This window comes from Bifidobacterium sp. RTP21102st3_E2_RTP21102_210122 (assembly GCF_040916945.1).
Classification (GTDB): Bacteria; Actinomycetota; Actinomycetes; order Actinomycetales; family Bifidobacteriaceae; genus Bifidobacterium; species Bifidobacterium longum.
The window spans coordinates 46,750-61,187 of sequence record NZ_JBCPAN010000005.1 but is presented as its reverse complement, the minus strand read 5'-3'; the positions used below and the strand labels follow the sequence as shown (position 1 = coordinate 61,187).

11 protein-coding genes are annotated in these 14,438 nt (G+C 59.7%); 10 read left to right on the top strand and 1 reads right to left on the bottom strand.

What is annotated here, in order from left to right; all coding sequences use genetic code 11:
- The first annotated feature begins 3 nt into the window (after nt 1-3).
- Nucleotides 4-1,185: an endolytic transglycosylase MltG gene (gene mltG, locus AB5287_RS07165; RefSeq protein ID WP_368220979.1), complete on the top strand. Its 1,182-nt coding sequence runs from the start codon at nt 4-6 to the stop codon at nt 1,183-1,185.
- 67 nt (nt 1,186-1,252) lie between these two features.
- Here mltG and AB5287_RS07160 read toward each other — a convergent pair whose 3' ends face one another.
- Nucleotides 1,253-1,720, bottom strand: a complete 468-nt coding sequence (locus tag AB5287_RS07160) for a prepilin peptidase (protein ID WP_100969782.1) — start codon at nt 1,718-1,720, stop codon at nt 1,253-1,255.
- Between the two features lie 63 nt (nt 1,721-1,783).
- Here AB5287_RS07160 and aroC point away from each other — a divergent pair, with 63 nt between their 5' ends.
- From aroC to sufC, 9 genes are all read left to right on the top strand, one after another.
- Nucleotides 1,784-2,971, top strand: coding sequence for a chorismate synthase (gene aroC, locus AB5287_RS07155; protein ID WP_007052139.1), 1,188 nt, complete (start codon nt 1,784-1,786; stop codon nt 2,969-2,971).
- 82 nt (nt 2,972-3,053) lie between these two features.
- The gene (locus tag AB5287_RS07150) at nt 3,054-4,676 is read left to right on the top strand and encodes a bifunctional shikimate kinase/3-dehydroquinate synthase (RefSeq protein WP_007052140.1); all 1,623 of its coding nucleotides are present in this window, start codon (nt 3,054-3,056) and stop codon (nt 4,674-4,676) included.
- A 163-nt stretch (nt 4,677-4,839) separates the two neighbouring features.
- Nucleotides 4,840-5,286 (top strand): type II 3-dehydroquinate dehydratase, encoded by a 447-nt coding sequence (aroQ, locus tag AB5287_RS07145; RefSeq protein WP_007052141.1) that lies wholly within the window; start codon nt 4,840-4,842, stop codon nt 5,284-5,286.
- 95 nt (nt 5,287-5,381) lie between these two features.
- On the top strand, nt 5,382-6,938 hold the full coding sequence (locus AB5287_RS07140; protein ID WP_161972110.1) for a Sapep family Mn(2+)-dependent dipeptidase: 1,557 nt from the start codon (nt 5,382-5,384) through the stop codon (nt 6,936-6,938).
- 145 nt (nt 6,939-7,083) lie between these two features.
- Entirely contained in the window at nt 7,084-8,745 is a 1,662-nt protein-coding gene (locus tag AB5287_RS07135; RefSeq protein ID WP_007052143.1) for a CTP synthase, read from the top strand.
- 245 nt (nt 8,746-8,990) lie between these two features.
- Nucleotides 8,991-10,586, top strand: coding sequence for a L,D-transpeptidase (locus tag AB5287_RS07130; protein WP_007052144.1), 1,596 nt, complete (start codon nt 8,991-8,993; stop codon nt 10,584-10,586).
- A 223-nt stretch (nt 10,587-10,809) separates the two neighbouring features.
- Nucleotides 10,810-12,309, top strand: a complete 1,500-nt coding sequence (gene sufB, locus AB5287_RS07125; protein WP_007055081.1) for a Fe-S cluster assembly protein SufB — start codon at nt 10,810-10,812, stop codon at nt 12,307-12,309.
- A 5-nt stretch (nt 12,310-12,314) separates the two neighbouring features.
- Complete coding sequence (gene sufD / locus AB5287_RS07120; protein ID WP_007052146.1) at nt 12,315-13,550, top strand: Fe-S cluster assembly protein SufD; 1,236 nt, start codon at nt 12,315-12,317, stop codon at nt 13,548-13,550.
- A gap of 25 nt (nt 13,551-13,575) precedes the next feature.
- On the top strand, nt 13,576-14,355 hold the full coding sequence (gene sufC, locus AB5287_RS07115) for a Fe-S cluster assembly ATPase SufC (protein ID WP_007053376.1): 780 nt from the start codon (nt 13,576-13,578) through the stop codon (nt 14,353-14,355).
- The last annotated feature ends 83 nt before the right edge of the window (nt 14,356-14,438 follow it).

Genomic DNA, 14,438 nt, shown 5'->3' with positions numbered 1-14,438 from the left:
GTTATGACCGATGATTTTAACGAGTTCTTTGATGACAACACGCATTGGGTCGAACAGGGGGCAGAACCAATGCGCGGGGCCAAGCCGCCAGAACCGCCGAAATCCCGCAAGGAGATGCGCAAGCGACGTGCACATCGCAAGCGCAAGCGTATCAGTGGCATTATCATCGCTATCGCCATCGTCGCCCTGCTTATCGGCGGCGGCTATTTCGGCGTAACCAAGCTCATCGCATGGCGCGACAGCCGGAGCAACCAGTCGACGGCCATCGCGGACTATCCGGGACCGGGCTATGGCGAGGTCGAATTCACCGTGAGCGAGGGCCAAGGCGCTGCGGAGATCGCCGATAATCTGCTCAAGGCCGAAGTCATCAAGTCCACTGCCGCGTTCACCAGCGTGGTCAACGCCAATAGCTCGACACTCTATCCTGGAACGTTCACATTGAAGAAGCATATGGCCGCATCCGATGTGATCGCCGTTCTCTCCGACACCAACCAGGCGGCGGGCTTCCTTGAGGTTCATCCCGGTGAACGTGCCACCGATGTGTTCGCCGACGCCGCGAAGCTTTCCGGCGTTGCCCAAAGCGAATTCGACACGATTATCAAGAACAAGGGTAAGGATATTCTGCCCAATGAAGCAGGCGGTAGCTTTGAGGGATGGCTGGAGCCGGGAACCTACAACGTCAAGAGCATGAAGAGCGCTTCGGAAATCCTCAAGGCCATGGTCGATAAGCGTATCGCCAAGTTGGATGAATTGGGCGTGCCGACCGGCAGTGACCGCGAACGGGTGATGATCATCGCCTCTATCGCCGAGGCCGAGGTCAACAAAGCCGATTACTACGGCAAAGTGACGCGAGTCATCGAGAACCGTTTGGAGCAGGGCATGTCGTTGGGCATGGATTCCACCGTGGCCTATGGCAATAACGTCAAGCCCGCGCAGGTGACCACCGAGATGACCCAGGACGAGTCCAACCCGTACAACACGTACAAGATCTCCGGCCTGCCGCCTACGCCGATCAGCAATCCCGGCGATAGCGCCATTCAAGCGGCACTGCACCCCGAAAGCGGCAATTGGCTGTACTTCTGCACGGTCAATCTGGACACCGGCGAAACCAAGTTCGCCGTAACCGCCGATGAACATGACCAGAATGTGGCCGAACTACGCAAGTGGCAAGCCGAAAACCAGTAGTCACCTCATTGGCTCCCCTCGCCGAGGGGAGCTGTCCGCAAAGCGGACTGAGGGGAGTAATACGGGATTAAGCCCCAACAACCACCGCCACAATCGCGCCCGCCAATATCACCGGCACATACGGCACCTTGCCCGCATGTGCCGGTGATGTGCGTTGTGGGTCGAATCGCGTCCACAAGGCAATCCATGTGATGCCGGCAACGCCCATCGCCAGCCACCAGACCACCACAGGCAACAGGCCAAACAGTCCGACAGACAATCCCATAGGTATCAAGGCGGTCACATCGCCGAATCCCAATGACCGAGGCACCAGCAACGCCAACGCGAACTGGATCAGGCAACATAGCACGGTGAACAACAGCGCCTGCAACAGCACGAACAGGTCGTTCACCACCACTCCATACGCGAAATCGGCGGCCAGCTGAAGCAACGCGCCCGCAGCCACCCACGCGATCGGCACCCGCCGATGACGAACATCCTCAATGGACAGTGCAAGCCCACATAGCAGACCGGGTAGCGTGAACAGGTATGGCATGGCTTAACATTAACCCCTAGCTAGACGTACACATAGACGTACACACATGAAACGAGGGAAGTTATGCTGCGTTGGCAGACGGCAGGGGAGTCTCACGGAGAAGCATTGGTGGCCATGATTGAAGGGTTGCCGGCCGGCGTGCGTATTAGCACGGACGATATCGTTTCCGCACTGGCACGCCGTCGACTTGGATATGGTCGCGGTGCCCGCATGAAGTTCGAGCAAGACAAGGTCCGTCTGCTGACCGGTGTACGCCACGGCCTGACCCTCGGCTCGCCGGTGGCCATCGAAATCGCCAACACCGAATGGCCGAAGTGGACCGAGGTCATGAGCGCCGATGCACTCGACCATGACCTGCCGCGCGAAGGCCGCAATGCGCCGCTGAGCCGCCCGCGCCCGGGCCACGCCGATCTGACCGGCATGCGCAAGTATGGTTTTGACGACGCCCGCCCGGTACTGGAGCGCTCCAGCGCCCGTGAGACCGCCTCCCGTGTGGCTTTGGGCGAGGTGGCCAAGCAGTTCTTGGATCAGGCGTTCGGCATCCGCACCGTAGCCCACGTGGTGGCGCTTGGTGGCGTGCAGACCAACCCCGACCTGCCTCTGCCCACCCCCGACGATCTGGAAGCGCTTGATGCCTCGCCTGTCCGTACGCTGGACAAAGAGGCCGAAGCCCGCATCATCGAACGCATCAACGAGGCCAAGAAGGCCTCCGATACGTTGGGCGGCGTGATTGAAGTGCTGGCTTACGGTGTGCCTGCCGGCATCGGCACGTATGTGGAGTCCGACCGCCGACTGGACGCGGCTCTGGCCTCCGCGATCATGGGCATTCAGGCGTTCAAGGGTGTGGAGATCGGCGACGGCTTCCTGGAAGCCTCCCGCCCCGGTTCGCAGGCGCACGATGAGATCGTGGTCAACGCCGACGGCCGTATCGACCGTCTGTCCAACCGCGCAGGCGGCATTGAAGGCGGTATGTCCAATGGCCAGGTGATTCGCGTACGCGGTGCCATGAAGCCGATTCCGTCCATCCCCAAGGCCCTGCGTACGGTCGACGTGCTGACCGGCGAATCCGCACAAGCCATCAACCAGCGTTCCGACAGCACCGCCGTGCCTGCGGCATCCGTGGTGGCCGAGGCCATGGTGCGTCTGACTTTGGCGAAGTACGCGCTGGATAAGTTCGGTGGAGACAGTGTTGCCGAAACACGGCGCAACCTTGAGTCGTATCTCGCATCGTGGCCGGAGCACATGCGCTGAACGAAGGGCGTATGGTTTCGTGACGACTGCCGCGGAACCATCAGCAACTGTACTCACCAATCGTCGAGAGGATTCGTAGATTATGACCGCACGCCCCCGCGCCGTCATCATCGGCATGATGGGAGCCGGCAAAACACGTGTCGGTAAGGAAGTGGCGCATATGTTGCGTCTGCCGTTCGCCGATGCCGATGTGGAGATCGAACGTGAAGTGGGCATGAAGATTCCCTCCTACTTCGAGGAATACGGTGAGCCGGCATTCCGCGAGGTCGAGGCCGATCTCATCGCCGATATGCTTGAGGATTTCGACGGTATCTTTTCGCTGGGCGGTGGCGCTCCCATGACGCCATCCACCCAGCATGCCCTCGCCTCCTACATCGACCATGGCGGTCGTGTGGTCTACCTTGATGCCGATCCGGCGGAAGCCATGGAACGCGCGAACCGTGGGGGAGGCCGGCCCATGCTCAATGGCAACGCCAACTCCCGTTGGAAAAAACTGTTCAAGCAGCGTGACCCAGTATTCCGCGAGGTCGCCAACGTTCATGTCCATACCCGGGGGCTTACGCCTCAGGGCGCAGCGAAGAAAGTGATTGATATGGTATCTGAGCGAGCAGTGCATGTTACCGGAGCGGCAATTGAGCCGTATGATGTGGTCATTGGCGAAGGTGCCATGAACCATCTGGTCGACGTGCTGGGACCCAAACCCGCCAAAATCGCGCTTATCCACACTCAGCCGGTGCAGCGACACTCCGATCGTGCCCGCGCCCTGTTGCGTCAGGGCGGCTATGAGGTTTCCGACATCGTGATTCCGGATGCCGAACCCGGCAAGACCATTACCGTGGCCAACGGCATTTGGGAACGCCTTGGCAACGAAGGTTTCACCCGATCCGATGCCGTGGTGGGGCTTGGCGGCGGTGCCGCAACCGATTTGGCCGGTTTCGTGGCTGCCACGTGGATGCGCGGCGTGCGCTATGTAAACTGCCCGACCTCGCTGCTGGCCATGGTCGATGCCTCCACCGGTGGCAAAACCGGCATCAACACCCCGCAGGGCAAGAACCTCGTCGGCTCGTTCTACACGCCTGCCGGTGTGCTGGCCGACACCAAGACGCTGGCTACGCTGCCCAATGACATCTTCATCGAGGGTCTCGGCGAAGTCGCCAAATCCGGTTTCATCCGCGACCCCGAAATCCTGCATATCCTCGAAGACCACGCAGCTGAACTGCGCGCTTTCGACGGCTCTACATTCCTCGGCTCGCCGCTCGAAGACGTGGTTGCCGAGCTCATTGAGCGCACGGTAAAGGTCAAGGCCTACCACGTCTCCTCCGATTTGAAGGAGAAGGGTCTGCGTGAATTCCTCAACTACGGGCACACGATGGGCCATGCCATCGAAAAGCTCGAGCATTTCCGCTGGAGGCATGGCAATGCGGTGGCCGTCGGTATGGTGTATGCCGCCGAGCTGGCCCATCTGATCGGTTACATCGATCAGGATCTGGTTGACTATCACCGCTCGTTGCTTGCTTCGATGGGTCTGCCGACGTCGTGGAATGGCGGCTCGTTCGACGACGTGCTCGCATTGATGCATCGCGACAAGAAGGCCCGCGGCAATGAGCTGCGCTTCGTGGTCCTCGACGAGATTGGTCACGTCGTACACCTCGACAACCCGCCCGCCGAAGCCGTGGAAGAAGCATTCCGTCGTATCCAGCAGTAATTGAACGGCCGTAGGCCGTGCCGTTCGCCATCCCCTCAGAAAAAAGTACTTGGCTCCCCTCTAACGGAGGTACCCCGGAGTCGGATTTACCTTCTACCTCCCTCTGATGAGGGAGGTGCCCCGAAGGGGCGGAGGGAGAGAAGCACAAACAAAAGGAGTCCCAATGACCAAAGTCATCGTTGTCAATGGCCCTAACCTCGGACGTCTCGGCGTCCGCCAGCCCGACGTCTACGGTCGTCAGGACCTCGACACCCTGCGCAAGCTCTGCACCGAATGGGGCAAGGACCTCGGCCTCGAAGTCGAGGTGCGCCAGACCGACGACGAAGCCGAAATGGTGCACTGGATGCACCAAGCCGCCGACGAGAAAACCCCGGTGGTCATGAACCCCGCCGCCTTCACGCACTATTCGTATGCTCTCGCCGACGCCGCGCACATGGTCATTGACGAGAACCTGCCGCTTATGGAAGTCCATATTTCCAACCCGTCCGCCCGCGACGAGTTCCGCAAGCGTTCCGTAATCAGCCCTGTGGCCACCGGCACCATCACCGGCATGGGTTTCTACGGCTACAAGCTCGCGCTCGATGCTGTGGCGCACTTGCTGAGCGAATAGAACCAAGCCCTCCAGCCAATCCCGGGTAGCAGTCGACGTTGCGCCCGGGATTCCTGTTACCTGAGGAAACCATAAGCGTCCAAGTAAAGGAAGCCATGACTCTCACCGCCACGGAACGTGATCTCGTCGATGCCGCGTCACGCTGGTTTGACGCCCACCGCGCACAGTTCGTCGATGAGCTGTGTGAGCTGCTGCGCTACCCGTCGGTTTCCGACGAATCGGACCCGAATCCTCGTCCGGGCGCGCCTTATGGACCCGAAGTACGCCGTGTATTCGACCATATGCTGGCCAAGGCAGGACGAGACGGGCTGCCTACGCGCGACTACACCGGCCACGTCATGGAAGTCGTTTATCCACAGGAGAACGTGGAGACCGACCGTGACATCGCCTTCGTCGACCACCTCGACGTAGTCCCCGCCGACGACGGTTGGACGCACGATGCCTTCGATCCGCAGGTTATTGGCGATATTGTTATCGGTCGCGGCTCATTGGACAATAAAGGCGTCGCGCTGACCAGCTATTTCCTACTCCGTTTCTTCAAGGAACACGACCACCGTTTCCGCCACCGCGTACGTATACTGTTCGGCGGCTCCGAAGAGATCGCGCTCAACGACATCAAATGGTTCGTCGCCAACATCGGCGCGCCGTACCAGGCCATCGTCACCGATGGTCCCTTCCCGGTGAACAATATCCAAAAAGGGCTGCTCGATGTGGATGTCGAACTGCCGGTCGGGCCGCAATTGCGCGGTTGGCATGCCGGCACCGCCACTAACACGGTTCCCGGGGCCGCCGCAATCACCCTCACCGGCGTCGACGAATCTACCGTGCGGCAAGCATTCTGCCAGAGCGGCAACATCGCTCCAGATATCGCCGAGCGATTGCATATCAACGCAACAGCGCAAGGCGTCACGATTGAGGCCACCGGTGTCGCCGGTCATGCCTGCCAGCCGTCCGGTACCGTAAACGCTATAGCGGTGCTCACTACGGCGCTTGCCCGGTCCGGTCTGCTCGAAGGCCGTGACCTCACTGCAGCGCAGGCGCTTGCCCAATGGACAAAAGACTCATATGGCACCGGCTTGGGTATCGATTGCGAGAATGCGGAAAGCGGACCGACTACCGCCAATGGTGGTTTGATTATACCGGCGAATGAGTTCGCTGAAGCAGACAAGGTATTAGGCGCGGTATCAGGTGAGACTTCTGAAGATGCCATCGTATTGCACTTCGACATCCGTTATGCGGTAGGCCAGGCACACGAACAAATCATCGAGCGTATTCAAGCACAAGCCGAAGCGGCGGGCGGCCGCATTGTCGACATCCTTAACGATGACCCATACTACGTGCAGGCTGACGACCCGCGTGTCCAGTTGCTCACCGCAACCTACAACGACGTGCTCGGTTGCGAGGCTCGACCCGTGGCTGTCGGCGACGGCACCCACGCCCGCTTTATCCCGCGCGCACTCAACTTCGGTCCCGAATTCCATGCCGACCATGTGCCGGCGGTCGACGGCATCGACCTGGAGACCCCGCCATTCATCGCACCAGGTGCCGGCAACGCGCACGGTGCCGATGAATGGGCCTCGCTGAAAAACCTGAAAACAGCGTTTGTCCTATATGCGTTAGGCCTAGTGCGTCTCGACCAATACCTGCAATAGCTGGCGGATAAGACGTTTGACGTGATTATGACCTTGCGTATGCTTTTTGACGAGCCTACTATTCGTATTGTTCAAGTACGCCATGTCGGGGCCGACGCGTCTGGTGAACACGCCGGGTCATACACGGATGATAGAGTGAAATTCCATGGTTAGAAGAACACATGGTAATTCTCAAGAACACGTCACCAAGCATATTTTCGTCACTGGCGGCGTTGTCTCCTCTCTCGGCAAGGGCCTGACCGCATCTTCGCTCGGTCGTTTGCTGCGCAGCCGCGGTATCCATGTTCTGCAGCAAAAGCTCGATCCGTACATCAACGTCGACCCGGGCACCATGAACCCGTTCCAGCATGGTGAGGTCTACGTGACCGAAGACGGTGCCGAAACCGATCTCGACATCGGCCACTACGAGCGTTTCCTCGACGTCTTCCTGAGCCAGAAGGCCAACGTCACCACCGGTCAGATCTATCAGGAAGTGCTGCGCAAGGAGCGCGCCGGCGAATACCTCGGCCAGTGCGTGCAGGTTATCCCGCACATCACCAACGAAATCAAGTCTCGTATGCGCGCCCAGGCTTCCGATGACGTGGATGTGATCATCACCGAAATCGGTGGTACCGTCGGCGACATCGAGTCCCAGCCCTTCCTTGAGGCCGCCCGCGAAGTGCGCCGCGATCTCGGCCCGGACAACTGCATGTTCGTGCACGTTTCCCTGGTGCCGTACATTTCCGCCGCCCACGAGCTCAAGACCAAGCCCACCCAGCACTCCGTGATGATGCTGCGCCAGCTCGGCATTTCCCCGGACGCCCTTGTGCTGCGCTCCGACCGCCCGCTCAATCAGTCCATCAAGGACAAGATCTCCCTGATGTGCGATGTCGATGCCGAAGGCGTGGTCAACTGCGTGGATGCGCCGAGCATCTACGATGTGCCGAAGATCCTGTTCGAGGAGGGCCTCGACGCCTATGTGGTGCGTGAGCTCGGCCTGCCGTTCCATGACGTCGATTGGGACGAATGGGCCGACCTGCTGGAGCGTGTGCACCACCCCAAGCACGAGGTCAACATCGCCATCGTCGGCAAGTACATCGATCTGCCGGACGCCTACCTGTCTGTCACCGAGGCCATCAAGGCCGGCGGCTTTGCCAACTGGGCCAAGGTCAACGTCAAGTGGGTTGCGGCCGATCGTTGCGAAACCACCGAAGGTGCGGCCGCCGCTCTCGACAACGTCGACGGCATCGTGATCCCCGGCGGCTTCGGCATCCGCGGCATCGACGGCAAGATCGGCGCTCTGAAGTTCGCCCGTGAAACCAAGCTGCCTGCCCTCGGCCTGTGCCTGGGCCTGCAGTCCATGGTCATCGAATACTCCCGCCACGTGCTGGGCATTGAAGACGCGAACTCTTCCGAGTTCGAGCCCGATTGCGCCAACCCGGTGATCGCCACCATGGAAGAGCAGAAGGACATCGTGGCCGGCAAGGGCGACATGGGCCACACCATGCGTCTTGGCTCCTACCCGGCTGAGCTGGAGGAAGGCTCGCTGGTCGCCGAACTGTACGGCACCACGCATGTCACCGAGCGTCACCGCCACCGTTACGAAGTCAACGTGGCCTACAAGGATCGTCTGCGCGAAGGCGGCCTGCGCATCTCCGGCCAGAGCCCGGACGGCGAGCTCACCGAGTTCGTGGAACTGCCGCAGGACGTGCACCCGTTCTATGTGGCCACCCAGGCTCACCCGGAGTTCAAGTCTCGCCCGACCAAGCCGCACCCGCTGTTCGCCGGCCTGGTCAAGGCCGCGCTCGACCATCAGGCGGCGCGCTGACGCACTTTCGTGCCGTGCATAATATCGCGGCATGATGTGCTGGCTGCCGTCATCGGCGTAGTGCAAGACATACGGTAAAGACGTGGTGGCGAAATATCTAATGATGTTTCGCCACCACGTCTTTTTTGTTGTATGAGCAGCATGCAGCATGATGTATTGGAAGGCGACGGTAAAAAATTACCGTTTCTATGGTGTGTTGGTAGTATGCAGATAACGCTTAGTAGGCCATCGCAGAAAGACCGACCATGACCGAACACCTTGATGACTCGACCCAGCAGTTTGCGCCTCTGTTTGGTGCGAATAATGCCGTCAGCGGCACTGTGGCAGACAGTGTGGATGCTGCTGCATCAGATTCCATTCAGGGCGATGAGATGAGGAGGCGCCGCATCTGGCCGTGGGTGGTGATTGCTTGTCTGCTGGTTGCCTTGGGGGCTGCCTGTGGCGGCGGTGTTTGGTTCTTCCAAGATCACGTGCTGCCTGGTACAACGCTATGGGGAAATTCAGTTACCGGCAAAACCGAGCAGGAGATTGTCGACCTAATCAACGACCAGGTCGACAACACCGCGGTACGAGCGAAATACCAGGGGCAGTCGGCGACGTTCACGCTGAAAGATCTCGGCATCGAAGTTGATGGTGAAGCAATCGCATCCGATGTCATCAATGCCCAACGCGGTGACGCATGGTGGCAACAGTATGCGTTCTGGATTACGCATGATGTGGCCCCGCAAATCAATCCCGAGCTCGCTGATGGCAGTGTGGTAGATAAGGCGCTGAACATTGATGCACAAGAACCTGTTGACGCGCAAGTCGCATTGAACGATAACAACAGTGGCTTCAACGTTATTGCGGGAGAAAATGGCCAGGGAGCCAACGCCACCAGCATTGCGAAGCAAGCCATTTCCACAGTGGAGTCATTGGGCAGTGTCCAGCCACAGACCGTTCGGGTGGAACTCGACGTAACCGAACCGACGATTACCAATGCAATTGCCGATGAGGCGAAAACCACGCTGGAAACCCTAGTGAACAATGCCGTGGCCATCAAGGTGGCGGATAAAGACATCGCCACCGTGAATGCGTCCATGCTGGGTTCGGCCATGCGCATCGACGCCAACCAGCAGTCAAAGCTGAAAGACAATGAAGTACGTAATGGCTACGTGGTCTTTGATGCCGATAAGCTGCAGCAATACTATGACGAGCAAATCAAGCCGAATCTCAAATTGGAACGTGAAGACAAGAAGGTCGTCGTCAATAATGCTGGCGAGGTGCTGAGCACTGAAACAGAAGGCCATGATGGCATTGTGATTGCCGATGGCGCGGATACGGAGGTTGGTGCTCGCTTGGCTCAGGTGCTGGCCACGGGAACTGGCTCAGTGAATGTGGACGGCAAGGTAGATCCCAAACAGGAAGTCAAGGTCACTCATCGCGTGGCGATTGACCTGTCCGACCGTAAGCTCTATGCCTATGAGAATGACACGGTGGTCAAGACATTGAATGTCGTGGTCGCGGAGGGCAACGACAACGTCACCGGCGAATGCGTTGGCATGATGTGTACGCCGACAGGTGACTTCAACGTATGGCAAAAGTTGCCCAGTCAAGATATGAGCGGCACGCTGAATCTTGCCGATGGCACGGTGGAAACATGGGATGTCAAAGACGTGGGCTTCGTCAATTACTTCTCCTCCGGTTGCGCAATCCACCGTATTGCCGGCGGATATGTAGCGGATGCCGTAATGCCCTCCATTGCCAACGGATCTCATGGTTGCGTGGGTATCGGATGGGATGTGGCCGAATGGTTCTACAACTGGTGCAATATGGGCACGAGCGTGCATATCCAAGTGTGATATGCAACAGTGTGATATGTAACAAATACGGCATGCAGTGGTGCGACACATAATGCCGCATACGCGATGTTCGGTGTGCATGGGACAAGCTTGCCCGGCTCCAATATCGCTGTATCGCATTCGTGTAATCAAGCCCACAGCCAATATGCGTCAGGGCGGCTAGTGTTTGCACTTGGGTTCTGCTAGGTTTTCATAGGATTAAGTGTGATACAAGGAAGGCAGGATGGTGACCGAAAACACAGCACCAAACGCCGCCGCTGACGTGGAGATGAGCCAGTATGTGGCTGATCGTACCCGCGTCAACGAGGACAAGATCAAGAAGGATGACGAGATCATCAGCCAGTTCGGCGACTACAACTATGGTTGGCATGATTCTGATGCCGCCGGCGAAGCCGCAAAACGAGGCATTGATGAGAACGTCGTACGCGCGATCAGCGCCGACAAAGGCGAGCCGCAGTGGATGCTCGACATGCGTCTGCGTGGATTCAAGGCGTTCCTCGAAAAGCCCATGCCCGATTGGGGTGTGGATCTCTCCGGCTTCAACGCAGACGACTTCAAGTACTACGTCAAGCCAATCGACAAGCAGGCGAAAAGCTGGGACGAACTGCCTGACGACATCCGCAACACCTACGATCGTCTCGGCATCCCGGAGGCGGAGAAGAACCGCCTCGTCTCCGGCGTGGCCGCCCAGTACGAGTCGGAGGTCATCTACAACTCCATCCAGGAGGACCTGAAGAAGCAGGGCGTCATCTTCGTCGACACGGACACCGCTGTGCGCGAATACCCTGAACTCGTCAAGAAGTACTTCGGCACCGTCGTGCCTCCGGAAGACAACAAGTTCGGTGCCCTCAACACCGCGGCATGGTCCGGCGGCTCGTTCGTATACGTGCCGAAGGGCGTGCATGTGGACATCCCGTTGCAGGCGTACTTCCGCATCAACACCCCGGCCATGGGTCAGTTCGAGCGCACGCTCATCATCGCGGACGAAGGCTCCTACGTGCACTACGTGGAAGGCTGCACCGCCCCGATCTGGTCCGAGGACTCGCTGCACGCCGCCATCGTCGAGATCATCGTCGAAAAGCACGCCCGCGTGCGTTACACCACCGTGCAGAACTGGTCGAACAACGTCTACAACCTCGTCACCCAGCGTGCCTACGTGCGCGAGGGCGGCACGATGGAATGGGTCGACGGCAACATCGGTTCCAAGGCCACCATGAAGTACCCGGCCTGCATCCTCGCCGAACCGTACGCCAAGGCATCCACCATGTCCCTCGGCTTCGCCGGCAAGGGCCAGTACCAGGACACGGGCGCGAAGATGATTCACCTCGCCCCGCACACCAGCTCCACCATCGTCGCCAAGTCCATTTCCCGTGGTGGTGGCCGCTCCGCCTACCGCGGTCTGGTCAAAATCGTCAAGGGCGCGTACGGTTCGTCCAACTCGACCGTGTGCGATGCCCTGCTGGTCGACGACTTCTCCCGCTCCGATACCTACCCGCATGTCGACGTTCGCGAAGACGACGTTTCGATGGCCCACGAAGCCACCGTTTCCAAGATTTCCGAAGACCAGCTCTTCTACCTGATGAGCCGAGGTCTCACGGAGGAAGAGGCGCGAGGCATGATCGTGCGCGGCTTCGTCGAACCGATCAGCCGTGAGCTGCCGATGGAATACGCGCTTGAACTCAACAGACTTGTGGAACTTCAGATGGAAGGATCGGTGGGCTGATTCCGATGACCGACAACACAACACCCGTCAAGGAAATCAAGATTCCGGTCGCCGACCCCAACGACCCGTACGCGATTCCGGCCGCTATGCCGTCCTCCGTGGACCATGCCGTGCGCTCGTTCAACGCAGGCGACTACCCGGAGCCCAGCCGCAAGCAGGACGAATGGCGCTACACGCCTATCGAGCGCATCAACGAGTTCTTCACCGTGTTCAAGCCTTCCGGCGAAACGCAGATCGAAGTCTCCATGATTGACGGCTCGCCGTTGGCCGAAGGCGTGAAGCTCAGCCAGATCAAGCTCGGTGAGGGCCTGTCCGGCACTGTGTCCAAGCCCAACGACCGCGTCTCCGCAGTCGAATGGGAATCCGGCCGCACCGCAACCATTCTGGAACTGTCCGGTGAGATCGCCCAGCCCGTGCTCGTCAAGGTGCACGGCGCGGGGGAGGACCTCGACGCTTTCCATCTGGTGATCGCCGCCGCCGACAAGGCTCATGCGGACGTCGTCGTGGAACACGACGGTGACGCACGACTGGCCGAAGGCGTGGAAATCACCACCGGCAAGGACTCGCACGTCTCCACCACGTTCGTTCAGGAATGGGCCAAAACCGCCAAGCATGTGGCCAACCACCGCATCCACGTCGGCGAAGGCGCATCCCTGCGCCACTCCGTCGTGACCTTGGGCGGCGACATCGTCCGCATCCGCATGGATCAGGACTTCGGCGGCGAACAGGGCGACCTCAACATGCTCGGCATCTACTTCGTGGACCCCGGCGAGCACATCGAACACCGCACGATGGTGGTACACAACCACCCCGACTGCAAGTCCCGCGTGGTCTACAAGGGCGCGCTTGACGGCAAGGGCGCGCACTCCACTTGGGTGGGCAACGCGCTCATCCAGCCCACCGCCCCCGGCACCGACTCCTACGAGCTCAACCGCAACCTGGTCCTGACCCCGGGCGCCATCGCCGATTCCGAGCCGAACCTCGAAATCGAAAACGGCAACATCATCGGTGCCGGTCACGCCTCTTCGGTGGGCCGCTTCGACGACGAGGAACTGTTCTACCTCGAATCCCGCGGCATCCCCGAAACCGACGCCCGCAAGCTCGTGGTGCGCGGCTTCTTCGGCGAACTCGTCGAGGAGATCGGCATTCCCGCCATCTCCGAACATCTGATGACCGTGATTGACCGCCGACTGGCCCGTGGTGAAAACGACGCCATGGCACAGGTCCTCGAAGACAAGTAAGAACAGCATTTTTAGGAGCACAACAATGTCAACACTCGAAATCAAGGACCTGCACGTCCACGTCGAAACCAAGGAAGGCATCAAGCCGATCCTGAAGGGTGCCACCCTGACCGTCCACTCCGGCGAAACCCACGCCATCATGGGCCCCAACGGTTCCGGCAAGTCCACTCTCGCCTACACGTTGGCCGGCCACCCCAAGTACGTGGTCGACTCCGGCGAGGCCCTCCTCGACGGCAAGGACATCCTCAAGATGACTCCGGACGAGCGCGCCAAGGCCGGCCTGTTCCTGGCCATGCAGTACCCGGTCGAAATACCGGGCGTGTCCATGACCAACTTCTTGCGCACCGCCAAGACCGAAATCGACGGCGAGGCTCCCGGTATTCGCCAGTGGGCCAAGGACCTGTCCGCAGCCATGAAGCGCCTCAAGATGGACCCGAAGTTCGCCTCCCGTTCCGTGAACGAAGGCTTCTCCGGCGGTGAAAAGAAGCGCGCCGAAGTGCTGCAGCTCGAACTGCTGAAACCGAAGTTTGCCGTCCTTGACGAAACCGACTCCGGCTTGGACGTGGACGCCCTGCGCATCGTGTCCGAAGGCGTGAACCGCGCCAAGGAAGCCAACCAGTTCGGCATCCTCATGGTCACGCACTACACCCGTATCTTGAAGTACATCAAGCCGGACATCGTGCACGTGTTCGCCGACGGCCACTTCGTCAAGACCGGCGGCCCTGAGCTGGCCGACGAACTCGAAGAGAACGGCTACGACCAGTACCTGCCCGAAGGCGCCGACTCCGAGTCCGCACTGGCCTGAGTCCGTGACCGTGGGAGTCTGACATGCCCTATTCTCGACACGCTCCGGGCCGCTTAGGCCAGGTCTTTACGGTCGCGAACAGG